The sequence below is a fragment of the Streptomyces sp. NPDC058289 genome, assembly GCF_042880975.1.
Taxonomy (GTDB): domain Bacteria; phylum Actinomycetota; class Actinomycetes; order Streptomycetales; family Streptomycetaceae; genus Streptomyces; species Streptomyces stoeckheimensis.
This window is the reverse complement of record NZ_JBHVYI010000002.1, coordinates 17647-33334: the sequence shown is the minus strand read 5'-3', so window position 1 is coordinate 33334 and position 15688 is coordinate 17647. Positions and strand designations below refer to the sequence as shown.

The following is a 15688-nucleotide window of genomic DNA, read 5'->3' as shown; positions in this document are numbered from 1 at the left end:
CACCGTCGTCACCGCCCCGATGTGGAACCCGAGCGGCCGTCAGTGCGTCGCCACCGTTACGTTCGCCGTGCAGTTCGCCTGGTGACAGCACCGACCCGTCGCCCCTCCCTGTCCACCCCTTCGTCCTGAAGTGGAACCCTCCGTGGCCGATCCGCAGTACCCCGTGGTCCGCACCGTCGTCGAGCAGTCCCTCCGCGTCTTGGAGACCTACCGTGTCGACCCGGGCCTGATCCCCGAGCACGCCAACGGCGAGCGCCGCATCACGCAGGGCGGCTACGGCGACCGTCAGCTCTTCGAGCTGGTCCAGAACGCCGCCGACGAGATCCGCGACGATCCCGACGGCCGGATCCACGTCGTGCTCACCGACACCCACCTGTACTGCGCCAACCAGGGAAACCCGGTGACCTCCGAAGGTGCGGAGACCATCCTGCGCATGAGCACGTCGAGCAAGCGCGGAGGGCAGATCGGCCGGTTCGGCGTCGGAGTCAAGTCGGTCCTCGTGGTGACCGACGCCCCCGAGTTCTTCAGCCGCACCGGCAGCTTCGGCTTCGATCGGGCCTGGTCGCACGAGCTGATTCGGAACGTGCCCGGTGTGCGTGAGCGGCACGGCGAGGAGTTCGAGGCGCCCGTGCTGCGCATGGCGCGCGAGCTGGACATGGCGGCCGAACGCCTCCGGGACCAGGTGTTGGACGAACTACTGGAGTGGGCCACCACGGTCGTACGTCTGCCCTTGCTGCCGGGTGCCGCCGACCGGCTCGGCAAGGACATGCACGGGCATCAGGGCGTGGCCGGCCACGAGAGCCGCGAGGAGTTCCCGTCCGGCTTCCACCTGTTCTCCCCGCACGTGGGCCAGGTGGTCCTGGAGGACCGCCGCCCCCGCCCGAAAGCACGCCGGGCCCTGCGCGGCGAGAGCAACGGCAGCCTGCGCACGATCCACGAGGAGCGTGTCGGCAAGCCGCCGGCCACCTCGCAGTGGCGGGTCTTCAGCCACCTGCACGAACCGACGGAGGCCGCTCGCCGCGACGCCGGCGAACTGCATGACCGGCTGTCCATCGATGTGGCCTGGGCCGTCCCCGCGTACCGGGAGGGCGAACGCACCGGCCTGCTCGGCGCCACCGATGCCCGTGGACGGGGCAGGTTCTGGTCCTTCTTTCCCACCAAGTACGAGATGACCCTCAGCGGCATCCTGAACGGCGCCTGGAAGACCAACGAGGACAGGCAGAACCTGCTGGACTCCTCACCCTTCAACGTCGAGATGATCCAGGTTGCGGCCCGTCTCGTGGTCGACTCGCTGCCCGAACTCGCCCCTGCCGAGGACCCGGGCGCCTACCTCCCGCTGCTGCCCGGGCGCGCCAAGGGCGTTGAGGTCATCAGTTGGGCGGACCGCCTGCTCACCGAACAGATCTGGGCCGCCACCGTGGTGCGTCCGTCGCTGCCGGACCAGGACGGAATCCTGCGCACCCCCGGTGAGTTGAACATCAACCCCGACCTGGGGAAGGACACCACATCGCAGAACCGGTGGCTTCGGACCTGGCACTCGTACGACGGGCGGCCCCGCGACTGGGTGCACCCGTCGGCCGAGGCCACCGAGCTGCGATCGGGCAAGATCCAGCACATCCTGGCCGCGGCCGGGCGCCGGCGGGCCTCGGTCGTCGAGTGGCTGGAGGCGCTGGTCTCCGACGGCTCGGCGAAGGCTTCGCAGACCGCGATCCGGATCGTGGCCGACATGATCGCGTCGGAGGCCCCGTGCGCCACCGAGGCCCGCACGGCGAAGATCGTGCTCACCGAGGAGCACGGCCTGGTCGCCCCGGTGGGCGGCGTCGTGTATCGGCGCGCCGAGGAGGACGGTCTGCGGGAGTCGCTGGTCTACGTCGACCGTGCCCTGTCCGACGATCCGTCGCTCTCCTCCGCCCTCACCACCCTCGGCATCCAGGAGGCCGACGTCCGGGGACGCTTCGTGAGCATCCTCGACCAGGGCTTCGCCTCGTACGGACCGCAGGAGTGGAACCGGTTCTGGGAGCTGTTCCATCGGGCGGGCGCCTCCGTGGTGGGCCATGAGGTGACCAAGCGGGTACCGGTGCCGATGGACACCCTGATGGTGCGGACGGCGGACGGCCGCTTCCACACCATGCGCGACTGCATGCTGCCGGGCGTCGTCGTCACCGCGGAGAGCGACCCCGGGATCGCGGTGGACCTTCGGTTCCACTCCGACGACGTGGGCTTCTTCCGTGAGTCGGGCCTGCGGGACCGCCCCACGGCCGGCCACAAGCCCGAGGCTGAGCCCTGGTTCGAGGAGTACCGGGAGAGCCGGCACGCGGTCTACTGCCGCACGCTCGACGACCGTGCCAGCCGACCGACCCTCGCCAGGACCAGGATCGAGGGTGCTCCCGTCGGTGGACCGCTGCACCTGCTCCCGAGGCTCTCGAAGGAGGCCCGTGCGGCCTTCCTCGAGGCGCTGCCCGAGGAAGCTCTGATCGAGAACTGGACGCTGCAGATCGGCGTGCAGGCCGGCACGCGGCGACCGGTCCAGTCCCCGATCCGATGGATGCTCTCCCGACACGGTCTGATCGCGACCTCGCAGGGCGTCAAGCCCCTGAAAGAGGCCGTCGGCCCGCAGCTCGACGCTTACCGCGAGGTGCTCCCGGTGGCTTCGATCAGCAGGGAGAAGGCTCGCAAGCTGGGTCTCGCGGACAGCGTCGAGAAGGTCCGTCCCCGTCAGTGGGAACAGTTGCTCGAGAAGCTCCAAGAGGGGGAGGACGACGCCTTCATCGGGTCCACGTACGCCTTGCTGACCCGCCTGGAGATCGACTTCCCCGAAGGATCCCTGACCCGCTGCCGGATCGGCGACGCCTGGGACACCAGGGAGGACGGTGAGATCGCCGTCGCCGCGAACCCGGAGGAGTACCGCTCACTGCGGGGCGAGCGGGTACCTGCACTGCTGATGCCGGATCAAGAGTCCGCCGACCTCATGGTCGAGCAGTGGGGCATGCTGCGCCACGACGACGTCGTGAGCCGCGAGACCCGGCACGAGTCGACCGTGGAGGCGGTCCCGCTGTCCGAGGAGTTCCCGACGCTGCGCCAGAAGATGGGGAACTCGGTCGGCACGTATTCCCTGCTGCGCTGCTCCACGCTGGAGCAGGTCGTCCGTACTCCGCACGGGGCGCGGGCGAAGTCCTTGGAGAGCGCCCGTCAGGGCAACGTGATCAAGGTCGTGGACTCGCTGGACCGACTCGGCACGCTCCGGGGCGTGGACCGCGAGCTGGGTCTGCGGATGGGCGAGGCCGGTTGCCGTGCCGTCCTGGACGCCCAGGTCCGTCAGGAGCAGGACGAGAAGGTGAGGTCCGCGCTGAAGGCGATCCGCGGGGCCGGGGACGTGACGGCCAAGCTGGAGCTGTTGATCGGCGCGGAGGCCCTGCGCGACCGACTGCCCGTCGGGCTGATGGAAGCCGAGCGCCAGGAGCTGGCCGGGGAGGAGCCCACGGGGCACCGGATCGCGCAGATGGCGTTCAACGCCCACGGCGACACCGTGCTCAAGACCCACACCCGCGACATCCAGGAGCGCTTCCCGAGCGCCCCGTCGTCCTACACCGGAGGCTCGGCGGCGGTCTCCTTCGTAGCCGACCTCGGTCTGCCCGCGACCTTCGCCGGATATCGGGCGCCGAGTCTCGAACAGAGCCTGACGGTGGACGGCCCCCGCGACTTCCCGCGCCTGCACGAATACCAGGAGCGACTTGCCCTCAACATCTTCGAGATGTTGGACCGGCTGACCCCGCAGCGCGCCATGCTGTCGCTGCCCACCGGAGCCGGCAAGACACGCGTCACCGCCGAGGCCGTCATCCGGTGGGTGAAGCAGGCCGGCGAACTCAAGGGTCCGATCCTGTGGATCGCCCAGACCGAGGAGCTGTGCGAACAGGCCGTCCAGAGCTGGCAGTTCGTCTGGAACAAGGTCGGCGCACAGGCCGCGCTGACGATCAACCGGCTGTGGAGCTCGAACGAGGCGGCCCCGGTCGCCGACGGTCCGCAGCTCGTCGTGGCCACCGATGCCAAGCTCCAGGTCTGCCTGGACAACGACCGGTACACCTGGCTTCGGGATGCGGCGCTGGTCGTGGTGGACGAGGCCCACGTCGCGACCAGCCCGCGCTACACCGAGATCCTGACCCTGCTCGGCCTGACCCAGCACCGCACCGAGCGACACTTGCTGGGCCTCACCGCCACCCCGTTCCGCGGTCACAACGAGGAAGAGACCCGCCGTCTGGTCAACCGGTTCGGCGCGCGTCGACTGGACGAGGGCGTCTTCCCCTCCGACGATGCCTACGGTCACCTCCAGGACCTGGGGGTACTGGCACAGGTCGAGCACCGGGAGCTGACCGGCGGCACCATCGAGCTGTCCCGCCAGGAACGGGAAAGCGCGGAGCAGTTCAGCCTGCTGTCCAAGGCCGCCGAGCAGCGGCTGGCCGACGACCACGACCGCAGCCGCCGCATCGTGGCGGAGATCGCGGCGATGCCCGAGGACTGGCCGGTGCTGGTGTTCGCCACGTCGGTGGAACACGCGAAGTACCTGGCGGCCAGGCTGAAGGACCGCGGGATCAACGCGGCCTCGGTGGACTCCACCACCTCCGACAACGACCGCCGCGCCCGCGTACGGGACTTCCGTGACCGCCGGGTACGGGTCCTCACCAACTACGGGGTGCTGACCCAGGGTTTCGACGCCCCCGCCACCCGCGCGGTGGTCGTCGCCCGGCCGGTCTACAGCCCGAACGTGTACCAGCAGATGATCGGACGTGGTCTGCGCGGCCCCCGCAACGGAGGCGAGGACACCTGCCTGATCCTCAACGTCCGCGACAACATCCGGAACTTCGACACCGCCCTCGCCTTCGCCAAGTTCGAGCACCTGTGGAGCAAGAAGTGACCTTCTCCTCCGAGGACGGCCCCGTCCTCACCTCCGAGCAGCAGGCAGTCGTGGACCAGCCTTGGGACACCGCCCTGCTGGTCACCGCCGGAGCGGGTTCGGGCAAGACCCACACATTGGTGCGCCGCATGGAGGCGCTCATCGGACACGTCGACCCGGACGAGGCCGTGGAAGCCTCCGAACTGCTGGTCCTCAGCTTCTCCCGAGCCGCGGTCCGTGAACTGCGGGACCGGATCGCCCGGCTCGGCGACCACGCGGCCCGGCGGGTCCGGGTGCAGACCTTCGACTCCTGGGCCTACGCCCTGCTGGTGCAGGCGTACCCGGACGGGGAATGGTCGGCGTCCTCCTTCGACGATCGCATCCGAGCGGCCACCGGCGCGATCGAGAAGGGTGCATTGAACGAGCTGGAGTCCGGCCCGCCCGCGCACGTGATCATCGACGAAGTACAGGACCTGGTGGGCGCGCGCCGGGAGATGGTGGAGTCGCTCCTCGACCGGCTCCAGGACTCATGCGGGTTCACCTTGGTCGGGGACTCCGCCCAAGCGATCTACGACTTCCAGATCGAGGATCCCGACGAGTACGCCGATCGCGCCGACCTGTTCCTCCGCTGGGTGCGCACCTCGTACTCCGATGACCTGACGGAGCTGAGACTGACGCGGAACTTCCGGGCCCTCACCCCCGAAGCGCGCAGCGCGCTCCCGCTCGGCCCCGCCGTACAGGGCATCGGCAGTGCCCCGGAAGGCGCGGACGCGGCGGCCGAACGGCTCCACGGGGAGCTGCGCGAACTGCTGCTCGACCTCCCCGACCTGGGATCGCTCTCCGACTCGTTCACCCTGGACTCCCTGCGGTCCTTCCCCGGCACGTGCGCGATCCTGACCCGAGACAACCGGCAGGCACTGCTCGTCTCGGAACTGCTGCACCATCAGGGCGTCGGGCACGCACTGAGGCGCTCGCTCCAGGACCGACCGCTGCCGTCCTGGGTCGCCGAGGTGCTGCGCCGCACCGAGGCCGCCACGCTCACCGAGGAGCGGCTGCGCGAGCTGCTCGCCGGGATGCCACTGCCCGAAGGCACCGAACCGGGCCGGGTCTGGCGGGCTCTGCGCGTGGCGGCGCGTGGCACCGGTCGGGGCACGCTCGATGTGACGCGGCTGCGCAAACTGGTGGCGGAGCGCCGTTTCCCGGACGAGCTTGCCGACCCGGAACAGGCCCGGCTGGTCGTGTCCACGGTGCACCGGGCCAAGGGCCTGGAGTTCGACCGGGTGGTGTTGCTCACCCCGCCGACGGTGCCCGAGCTGCGCCGCCGCACCGACGACCTCGACGTGCCGGCAGAGGCGCGCGCGCTCTACGTGGCCATGACCAGGGCCCGCGAGGATCTGTACCGGGTGGCCGCGCCGGACACGGCGACGGTGCTCAAGCACCAGCAGAGCCGCCGTTGGTACCGGGGGGTTCCGAATCAGCGCCACAAGTGGCGGCGCGACGGCGTCGAGGTGCGGGCGGGCGACGTATCCGCGCTGGAGCCCGCCGATGCCCCGAACGACGCCCTCGGTGCCCAGACGTATTTGCTGGAGCGGGTGCGTCCGGGGGACGCGGTGACGTTCCGGTTGCGCGACACCCTCCCCATGGGTCCCGAGCAGAGCCCGCGGTACGCGCTGCTTCACGAGGGGCGGGAGATCGGCGACGCGTCGGAGGTGTTCAGGAGTGCCTTGCACTCCGTCCTCAAGGTCGGCACGAGCTGGGAGATCCGGTGGCCGCAGGAGATCTCCGGCCTGCGGATCGACTGCCTTGAGTCGGTCGCGGGCAGCACTGCCGCCGGGGCCAACGCGGGCTTGGGCGACCACGGAGTGTGGATCGCCCCACGCATCAGCGGTATCGGACGGTTCCGGCATTCCGCCGGGGTCGAGGAGGAGCAGGAATGACCATCCATGCAGGGCGGCACGCCGCACACTACGAGGTCCGCGAGGACCTGGTGGCCAGGGTCCGTCGGGAGCTGCTCGGACCCGACACCGACGCCTCGGCCGAGGACCGTGCCGAGGTGCTGGAGCAGGACGCCCCGATCACCCGCTACCCCGTGGGGACGCTCTTTCCGCGCCCGGCGGACACAGGGGCCGGTCTTCGTCTCCAGGAGGACGCCGCCGAGGAGGAAGGCCTGGACGAAGAGCCCGCCACGCGGTCGGACAGCATCGAGGAGTCCGGGTCCGCCGCCGAGCGACCCAACGCCGGTGACCGGCGCCCGTCCACGGCCGGTCTGACCTTTGCCGTCGACCTCGGCGTATGTCGGGAGATCGTGGTCTCGGCGCACGCTGCCGTGTACGAGCCGGAGGACGCCGAGGGTCGTAAGGTATCCGCCCAACGCAGCGAGGCCCGCACCACCTCTGACCAGCGGGAACGCTGGCGCCGAGTGGAGCTGGACCTGCCCGACACCACGGTCGACGTGACGTACCCGGGGCGCGGCGCCTCACAGGACCTGGTCACCGGCAAGGTCAGGCTCGAGGTGAACGTACGGCGTCCGTCGACCGGGACCGGGACGGTCACCGTCACGGTCACCCTGATCAACATCCAGAAGGTGGGCGAGCGGGAACTCCAGGACGCCTTCGCCCTGTTCCAGACAGGGCTGACAGTCCGCGCCGCGAACGGGTCGAGCGCGTTCGTGGAACGCCCCACCGCCCTGTCCTCGACGGACCCCGAGCTGGAGACCAGCCGGCTGCTGCACCGGCACGCCCCCACCTTCGCCACCGGCCACGGCTGCGCGGCGGTGTGGGCCTGGACCCCGCCTCCGGTCGGACTCACCGACGTGGAGCGTGCGGGCGTGGCCGAGGTGCGCACCGAATTCGTGCCCACGCACGAGGTGCTGCTCACCGATTCCAACACGGAGATCGATGCCGGCGCCCTCACCATGCTCGGCCTTGCCGAGGCCCTCGACGCCGAGGTGATCACGGCCTTGGAAGGTCTGGCCGCAGGCTACGAGCAGTGGATCGCACGCAAGCGGATCGAAGCGGCCGCGCTCGCCGGCACCTCGTACGAGGAGACCGCGGCGGCCCAGGTCGAGTCCTGCGAGGAGGCACTGCGCCGGATCCGGGAAGGTATCGCCCTGCTGCGCGACAAGCCGGACCTGATGCGAGCGTTCCGACTGACCAACCGGGCGATGGCGACCCAGCGGGCCCGGAGCGACTGGGTCAAGGAGGGCAAGGTCGGCGAACCGGACCTGGCCTCCGCCCGCTGGCGACCCTTCCAGATCGCCTTCGTGCTGTTGTGCCTGGCCGGCGTGGACGACCCGGATCACCGCGACCGGGGCGTGTCGGACCTGTTGTGGTTCCCCACCGGTGGCGGCAAGACCGAGGCCTACCTGGGTCTGATCGCACTGACCGCCTTCCTGCGCAGGATGCGGCGCGGCGCGGACGGCGGCGGCGTCACCGTCTTGATGCGGTACACGCTGCGCCTGCTCACCCTCCAGCAGTTCGAGCGTGCCGCGATCCTGATCTGCGCCATGGAGCAGATGCGGCGCGAGAACCCGGCAGATCTCGGCTCCGAGGAATTTTCCATCGGTATGTGGGTGGGGCGTTCCAGCACCCCGAACACCTTGGAGGTCGCCGCCTCGCAGCTCCGTGCCGCCTGCTCCGGCCAGGTGCTCCAGAAGGAGAACCCGGTCCAGCTGCACGCTTGCCCGTGGTGCGGGACGGCCCTCGACGCACACCACTACGCGATCTACGAGGGGCCCAAGCGGATGAATGTGCGCTGCCCCGGCACGGACTGCGTGTTCTCCGGCGGGCTGCCCGTGCACCTGATCGACGAGGACGTGTACCGGGCTCGACCCACTCTGGTGATCGCCACCGTGGACAAGTTCGCCTCGATGCCGTGGCGCGCGCAGACCGCTGCCCTCTTCAACAAGGACCGCGAGGACGACACCCCGCCCCCGGAGCTGATCGTGCAGGACGAACTGCACCTGATCTCCGGCCCGCTGGGTACCCTGACCGGCTTGTACGAGACGGCCGTCGACATGCTCGCCGAGCGCCCCAAGGTGATCGCCTCGACCGCGACGATCCGCCGCGCCGCCGACCAGGGCAAGGCATTGTTCGCCCGCGAAGTGCGCCAGTTCCCGCCCGCCGGCCTGGATTCCCGCGACTCGTGGTTCGCCGTTGAGACCCCCGCCGGCGACAAGGCGTCCCGCCGGTACATGGGGCTGCTCGCCCCCGGCACCAGCCAGTCCACCCTGCTGATCCGCACCTACGCCACCCTGCTCCATCAGGCCATGAGGGCCGAGACCACGCAGGAGGTGCGCGACGCCTACTGGACGCTGGTCGGCTACTTCAACAGCCTCCGCCTACTGTCGGCCGCCGAACTCCAGGTCCACGACGACGTCGTGGCCTACCTGGAGCACCTGGCCGAACGCGATCAATGCGACCCCCGCGCCGTCGGCAACTACTCCGAGCTGACCAGCCGGGTCGACGCCAGCGACATCCCGACCCGCCTGAAACAGATCGAGCGGCGGTTGCCGGGAGGCGACGTGGTGGACGTGCTGCTGGCCACGAACATGATCGCCGTCGGTGTGGACGTGAACCGGCTCGGCCTGATGGCCGTCATGGGCCAGCCGCAGACCACCGCCGAGTACATCCAGGCCACCAGCCGCGTGGGCCGCGCTCACCCGGGCCTCGTGGCGGTGATGCTCAACGCGGGCCGCTCCCGGGATCGTTCCCACTACGAGAACTTCCAGCACTTCCACTCCGCTCTCTACCGCGAAGTCGAGTCGACGTCGGTGACCCCGTTCTCGGCCCGGGCGCGCGAGCGTGGACTGCACGCGGTGATCGTCGCCCTGGCCCGCATCCTGATCCCGGCCGCTCGCGCCGACGACGCCGCCGGGAACATCGACCACTTCCTGGACGAACTGCGGGAGAAGATCCGCCCGGCGATCCTCGAGCGGGTCGCGCAGATCTCTCCGGCGGAGACGGCCGCAAAGGAGGTCTCGCACGTGGCCGCCGCCTTCGACGAGTTCGTCGACTGGTGGTGCGACGAGGCCGAGGCGCACGGTGGCCTGTACTACGAGCCCAAGCGCGGACGCAGGGCTGCCTCATTGCTCAAGCCCTACAACGACGCCCTGGAGGACGTCGAGGCGTGGGAGACCCTGTGGTCCCTCCGCGACGTCGACGCCGAGTCCGCACTCTTCATGGAGGCATCGCGATGACACCGCCCCCGTCCCGCCGTCGACGTGGTACCGACGGCTCCACCACTCCGGCCCGCAACCTGCCGCGCCGCGGTGCGGTCCGCAGGGCCCAGGCCATCACCACCTACGGCGTGGGATCGCTGATCGCCGTGGACCAGGAGTCGTTCATCGTCTGCGGCATCGACGAAGCCGCGGCACAGTGGCCCCGCGACGAAGCGCCGGTCATCGAGGAGCCGCGTCTCGCCCGGGTGCTGGGCGTACGGCGGTTCCGCCTCCCGCCCGCCTCCGGCGACGCCAGCCGCGACGGCATTCGGGTACGCCGTTTCCCCTTGTGGCACCACTGCCCCGAGTGCCACGCCCTGGACCACGTGCGCACGTTCAATTCACCACCCGGACGCAACGAGTGCGCGGCGTGCTCCGAACCCCTGGTTCCCTCCCGCTTCGTGGTCGCCTGCGAGGACGGGCACATCGCCGACTTCCCGTACTGGAAGTGGCTGCACCGGGGGCGACGGGCCGATGGCGAGGCCGGCCTCTGCGGCGGTCGGATGAGCCTGCACTCCTCGGGCCGCACCTCTTCGCTCCGCTCGGTGGTGCTCTCCTGCTCCTGCGGCGTGCCGGAGGTGTCCATGGAGGGCTCCTTCCGGCGCGGAGCACTCAAGGATCTGAAGATCCGCTGCGAGGGCAAGCGCCCCTGGCTGAAGAATGCCGCCGACGAGCCCTGCTCCCAGCAGCCGCGGACCCTCCAACGTGGTTCCTCCTCGGTGTGGCAGCCGGTGCTCCGCTCGGCCCTGTCCATCCCACCGTGGAGCGACACGCGGTTGAGTGCGCTGAACGGGCATTGGGACGACCTCCGTTCCTGCTCCACTCCCGCCGAGATCGAGATCCACCTGAAGTACATCTTCCCGAACGCCCCTGCTCCGGTGAGCCCCGAGCAGGTCATGGAACTCCTCAAGGCGATGGAGGCCGAGGATCTCACCGGAGAGGACGAGCCCCACATTGACCAGGAGAGGCGCTACCGGGCTCTGCGCGACCTGGAGTACGAACGGCTGTGCACGGGCAATCCGGAGGACTCCGGCCACCACACCGAGCAGTTCGTCTGCGAGCTCCCCACCGGTGACGGAAAGCCGTTGGCCGGCCTGGGCCTGGTCTCCCCGATGCTGGTGAAGAAGCTTCGAGAGGTCCGCGCCCTCAAGGCATTCACCCGGGTCATCGACCCCGAGACCTCTTCCGAGGGCCACGAGGCGAAGCTGTCCCTCGCCCGCACCGATTGGCTGCCCGCCATGGTGGTCCACGGCGAGGGAGTCTTCCTCCGGCTCGACGAGGAGAGGGTCGACGCCTGGGCCGAACTGCCCGCCGTCGCCCACCGCGTGGAACGCATGAGGGTGCGGCACCAGCTGGTCCTCGACAACAGGGCCTCCGACCCAGCCCGAGTGCCGACCTCTCCCGCCACTCCGCGCATGGCCCTGCTGCACACCTTCGCGCACGTGATGATCAACGAATGGAGCTTGGACGCGGGCTATCCTGCAGCCTCGCTTCGCGAGCGGATCTACTCGAGCGACGAGATGGCGGGCGTGCTGATCTACACGGCCACCAGTGACTCGGCGGGCAGTCTTGGCGGCTTGGTCGCCCAAGGCGAGAGCGACCGTCTTGCCCAGGCCGTGCGCTCGGCCGTCCACCGTGCCGAATGGTGTTCTGCCGACCCGCTCTGCCTCGAAACCGAGACGTCCGGAGCGGGCGGGACCAACCTGGCCGCCTGCCACGCCTGCGTGATGCTCCCGGAGACGAGCTGCGAGCACAACAACGGTCTGCTGGACCGGGCCCTCCTCGTCGGCACGCCTGAAGACCCGTCGATCGGCTTCTTCTCCCACCTGCTCGACCAGTGAGCAACGGGCGGTGACGCCGGTGCGGGAGGCAATGTCTCCCGCACCGGCGCGGGGCACGACCCGATTGGTCCGTCGGGTGGTCAGTGGGGTTGTACCGGGCGGCCGTGGTGAAGTTCCAAGGGGCCGCCCGGTGTGGTGCGGGCCGTGAGGGAGGCTTCGATTTGGCGGCGGAGCGCCGGTTTGGTGAAGCGGCGGAGTTCGGACGGGGGGACCGCACGCCATTCGAGGAGCTCCGTCCCGGGTAGGCGGATCCGGGCCAGGGTGGGGGCGTCGAGGGTGCCGCCGTCGTAGAGGAAGCGGACGCGGGCCGGATAGCCGGACCGGTGGGACCAGTTGACGGCGAGCAGCGGGCCCGGGGGCAGGTCGAGGCCTAGCTCTTCGAGGACCTCCCGGCGGGCCGCGGTGCGCGGGATCTCGCCGAGGTCGCTGTCGATGCCGCCGCCGGGCAGGTTCCAGTGGTCCGGATCGCCGTACGCGGGCCGCACGAGCAGGACCCCGCCCGCGGAGTCGGTGAACAGCACGCTCGCCGCCGTGAGGGCCTTGGGGCGGGCGGCGCGGTGGCCGGCGGTGTCGTAGGCGCCCGCGTGTTCCAGCTCCGCCCGGCGCGCAGGGTCGAGGCCGGCCGGGGAGCCGGGCTGCGGCACCCCGTCGATCAGGTGGGCGAGGGAGCCGGAGTACAGGGCGGCCAGGGCGGCGCGCAGGCGGGATCCCTTCCGGGTGCCCAGGGCCTCGTAGGCCTCCTCCGGGGTGAGCCAGCGCGCCTCGGTGACCTCCCCGTCCGGGAAGGAGATGGCGGAGGTCTCCTCGGGCGTGAGCGGGCCGACGAGGTGGACGTGGACGACGAGGGAGCGGCCGAGGGGCCCCGGCGGGCGGGAGTCCACGGCGAGCAGCCGCCCGACCGGCACGCTCAGGTCCAGCTCCTCCTTGAGTTCGCGGGCCAGCCCCTCTTCCGGGGTCTCGGTGTCCTCCACGCCTCCACCCGGGAGCTCCGGCTCCGCCTTGTACGAGGTGGTGAGGACGAGGACCCGCCCGCGCGGATCCAGCACGATCCCGGTGGCGGCGACGAGGGGCGAGGGCTGGGCGGCGTAGTAGGCGCGGACCGAGTCGGTGTACGGGGACGCGGAGGGGGGAGGGGTCGGGGGCTGATCCGGCACGGGGGCTCCTGGTGGTGCGGGGAAAGGCCGTACGAGGTGGGGTACGAGGTGGGGTACGAGACTGCGGACACGGTGATCCGTACCCACTCGGGGCGTGTCCATGGGGTGGACCTCGGGGGACCACGGCAGACCAGATGTGCGGAATTGGCCCTGCTGGGCAGGCCAATTGGCCTCCAGACTGGAGGTCGGTGCACGGGAATTGGTCTGGTGCCCGGCGGAAGGAAATCTTCATGTCCAGCGAGTACACCGTCCTCAGCGACCGTGCCGAGCGGGCCCTCCAGCAGCGCCACGAGCGGCGGTCCGGCGCCGGGCTGCCCGCCCTTCCGGTGCTGCGCGAGTGGGTCCACGGGCTGGTCAGGGCCGTGCGGGAACCGAGCCGATGAGTCGCGTGGTGGTCGGGGTGAGCGGCTCCCTCGGCAGCCTCGCCGCCCTGCGGGCGGGGGCCCGGGAGGCACGGCTCGGAGGGCGGGAACTGGTGGCCGCAGTGGCCTGGTCGCCGCCCGAGGGGGAAGGGATGTTCGCCCGCTTCCCCGACCGGACGTGGGCCGCACTGTGGGAGGCGGAGGCCGCCGCGACCCTCGACCGGGCCTTCGAGGAGGCCTTCGGCGGGGACCCGGCGGGCGTGCCCGTCGTACGCCGGCACGTGCTGCGGGGCGATCCCGGCCGGACGCTGTGCGAGCTGGCCGGACGACCCGACGACCTGCTCGTCGTCGGAGCCCGGCCCGGCCGCCGCTCCGGGGGCCGGGTGGCACGCCGGCTGCGCGGACGCGCGGTGTGCCCGGTGCTGACCGTGCCGGGGCCCGTGCTGCCGGGCGCCTGGCTGAGGCGGCTGCGCCGGGCCGTGCCCGCGGACTTCGGGGCCGGCGCGGCGGGGATCGCGAGGCCCGGGAGCCCGGAGCCCGGCGCGCCCGGGTTCAGGCCCGGGCGAGGAGCAGGCCGCCCATCGTGACCATGGTCGCCGCGACGAGCCCGTCCAGGGCCCGCCAGGCCGCGGGCTTGCCGAGCGGGCCGCTGAGCAGCCGGGCGCCGTAGCCGAGCGCGCCGAACCAGACGAGGCTCGCCAGGACGGCCCCGGCGCCGAAGGCCCAGCGCAGGTCGCCGCGGCCGGCGGCGATGGACCCGAGCAGCAGCACGGTGTCGAGGTACACGTGCGGGTTGAGCCAGGTCATGGCCAGGCAGGTCAGCACGGCGCGGCGGGTGGCGGCGGAGCCGGCGGCCCGGCCGGTGGCGTCCGCGGTGAGGGCGGCGCCCGGGTCGGGGCGCAGCACGCGGCGGGCGGCCAGGGCTCCGTAGCCGATCAGGAAGGCGCCGCCGACGAGTCCGGCGAGGGTGAGGGCGGGCGGCCAGGCGGTGACGAACGCGCCGACGCCGGCCACGCCGAGGGCGATCAGGGCCGCGTCCGAGAGGGCGCAGATGGCGACCACGGCGAGGACAGATTGGCGGCGCACGCCCTGGCGCAGGACGAAGGCGTTCTGGGCGCCGATGGCGACGATGAGCGAAAGGCCGGTGCCGAAGCCCGCGAGGCCCGCCGGGATGATGCCGTGTGTCATGTCTTCGACCGTAGGCAGCGGCGCGGCGAGGAGTACAGCTAAAGATTCTTACCTAGCATTAGCTGCTGTGATGGATGAGCTGCCTGTGGACCAGGTGCGGACCCTGCTCGCGGTGATCGACGAGGGCACCTTCGACGCGGCGGCCGCCGCCCTGCACGTGACCCCCTCCGCCGTCAGCCAACGCGTCAAGGCGTTGGAACAGCGGACCGGGCGGGTGCTGCTGATGCGGACCAAGCCCGTCCGGGCGACCGAGTCGGGGGAGGTCCTCGTCCGCTTCGCGCGGCAGCTCGTCCGGCTGGAGCGCGACGCGCGGGCCGAGCTGGGCATGGCCGAGGGCCTGGGCCCGGTGCGGCTGCCGATCGCGGTCAACGCGGACTCGCTGGCCACTTGGTTCCTGCCCGCGCTGACGGGGGTGCCGCAGGATCCGCCGGTCTGCTTCGAACTGCACCGGGAGGACGAGGCGCACGCCACCGAACTGCTGCGGGACGGGCGCGTGATGGCGGCGGTCACCTCGCAGCCGGTGCCCGTGGCGGGGTGCACGGTGCGCAGCCTGGGGCTCGTGCGATACCTGCCGGTGGCGAGCCCGGAGTTCGCGGCGCGGCATCTGCGGGACGCGGTGGAGCGGGACCTGCGGAAGGCGCCGGTCGTCGTGTTCGACCGGCTGGACCTGCTCCAGGACGAGTTCGTGCGGGTGCTGACGGGGGACGCGGCGGCCAGGGCGTCCGCCGTACGTCATTACGTGCCGACGTCGGAGGGGTTCTGCGACGCTGCGGTCGCCGGGCTGGGCTGGGCGCTGCTGCCGATGGTGCAGGCCGACCCGTTGCTGGAGGCGGGGAAGCTGGTGGTGATCGCGCCCGGGCGGAGCCTGGACATCCCGCTGTACTGGCAGCAGTGGAAGCTGGACTCGCCCGCGCTGTCGATGGTGGCGGAGGCGGTCGCGCGGGCGGCCGCCTGGGCGCTCCGCTAGGACGGCCCCTTCGGACCGGACCCCGCGGGGATCTTGTGCGGGCCGGGGCCGGGCCCCTTGGCCTGCGAGG

9 protein-coding genes are annotated in these 15688 nt (G+C 71.2%); 7 read left to right on the top strand and 2 right to left on the bottom strand.

Annotated features, from left to right (window positions below):
* Positions 1-142: 142 nt before the first annotated feature.
* The 4 genes from ACFVX6_RS01045 to drmB are packed head-to-tail and all read left to right on the top strand — an operon-like array spanning position 143 to position 11947.
* A complete protein-coding gene (locus ACFVX6_RS01045) occupies positions 143-4909 on the top strand; it encodes a sacsin N-terminal ATP-binding-like domain-containing protein (RefSeq protein ID WP_389686630.1) in 4767 nt (1588 codons plus the stop codon).
* On the top strand, positions 4906-6825 hold the full coding sequence (locus ACFVX6_RS01040) for a UvrD-helicase domain-containing protein (RefSeq protein WP_389686628.1): 1920 nt from the start codon (positions 4906-4908) through the stop codon (positions 6823-6825). The genes ACFVX6_RS01045 and ACFVX6_RS01040 overlap by 4 nt, the downstream gene beginning before the upstream one ends.
* A complete protein-coding gene (locus ACFVX6_RS01035) occupies positions 6822-10085 on the top strand; it encodes a helicase-related protein (protein WP_389686626.1) in 3264 nt (1087 codons plus the stop codon). The genes ACFVX6_RS01040 and ACFVX6_RS01035 overlap by 4 nt, the downstream gene beginning before the upstream one ends.
* A complete protein-coding gene (drmB, locus tag ACFVX6_RS01030; protein ID WP_389686624.1) occupies positions 10082-11947 on the top strand; it encodes a DrmB family protein in 1866 nt (621 codons plus the stop codon). Before ACFVX6_RS01035 ends, drmB begins: the two co-directional genes overlap by 4 nt.
* A gap of 80 nt (positions 11948-12027) precedes the next feature.
* On the opposite strand, the gene ACFVX6_RS01025 is transcribed toward drmB, so the two are convergent.
* On the bottom strand, positions 12028-13101 hold the full coding sequence (locus ACFVX6_RS01025) for an NUDIX domain-containing protein (RefSeq protein WP_389686622.1): 1074 nt from the start codon (positions 13099-13101) through the stop codon (positions 12028-12030).
* A gap of 230 nt (positions 13102-13331) precedes the next feature.
* Here ACFVX6_RS01025 and ACFVX6_RS01020 point away from each other — a divergent pair, with 230 nt between their 5' ends.
* Both ACFVX6_RS01020 and ACFVX6_RS01015 read left to right on the top strand, forming a co-directional pair.
* Positions 13332-13484, top strand: a complete 153-nt coding sequence (locus ACFVX6_RS01020; protein ID WP_389686620.1) for a hypothetical protein — start codon at positions 13332-13334, stop codon at positions 13482-13484.
* Positions 13481-14050 carry a universal stress protein gene (locus ACFVX6_RS01015; protein WP_389686618.1) on the top strand — a complete coding sequence of 190 codons (570 nt, stop codon included), beginning with the start codon at positions 13481-13483 and terminating at the stop codon, positions 14048-14050. The genes ACFVX6_RS01020 and ACFVX6_RS01015 overlap by 4 nt, the downstream gene beginning before the upstream one ends.
* On the opposite strand, the gene ACFVX6_RS01010 is transcribed toward ACFVX6_RS01015, so the two are convergent.
* Entirely contained in the window at positions 14016-14651 is a 636-nt protein-coding gene (locus ACFVX6_RS01010; protein ID WP_389686616.1) for a LysE/ArgO family amino acid transporter, read from the bottom strand. The two genes, ACFVX6_RS01015 and ACFVX6_RS01010, sit on opposite strands and share 35 nt — an antisense overlap.
* A gap of 70 nt (positions 14652-14721) precedes the next feature.
* Between ACFVX6_RS01010 and ACFVX6_RS01005 the strand changes: the two genes are divergently transcribed.
* A complete protein-coding gene (locus ACFVX6_RS01005; RefSeq protein WP_389686614.1) occupies positions 14722-15618 on the top strand; it encodes a LysR family transcriptional regulator ArgP in 897 nt (298 codons plus the stop codon).
* The last annotated feature ends 70 nt before the right edge of the window (positions 15619-15688 follow it).

What these genes read in the sequence shown, in the direction of transcription:
- ACFVX6_RS01015 (WP_389686618.1), top strand. Translation starts at nt 13,481, where the DNA reads ATGAGTCGCGTGGTGGTCGGGGTGAGCGGCTCCCTCGGCAGCCTCGCC.
- ACFVX6_RS01020 (WP_389686620.1), top strand. Translation starts at nt 13,332, where the DNA reads ATGTCCAGCGAGTACACCGTCCTCAGCGACCGTGCCGAGCGGGCCCTC.
- ACFVX6_RS01005 (WP_389686614.1), top strand. Translation starts at nt 14,722, where the DNA reads ATGGATGAGCTGCCTGTGGACCAGGTGCGGACCCTGCTCGCGGTGATC.
- drmB (WP_389686624.1), top strand. Translation starts at nt 10,082, where the DNA reads ATGACACCGCCCCCGTCCCGCCGTCGACGTGGTACCGACGGCTCCACC.
- ACFVX6_RS01035 (WP_389686626.1), top strand. Translation starts at nt 6,822, where the DNA reads ATGACCATCCATGCAGGGCGGCACGCCGCACACTACGAGGTCCGCGAG.
- ACFVX6_RS01010 (WP_389686616.1), bottom strand. Translation starts at nt 14,651, where the DNA reads ATGACACACGGCATCATCCCGGCGGGCCTCGCGGGCTTCGGCACCGGC.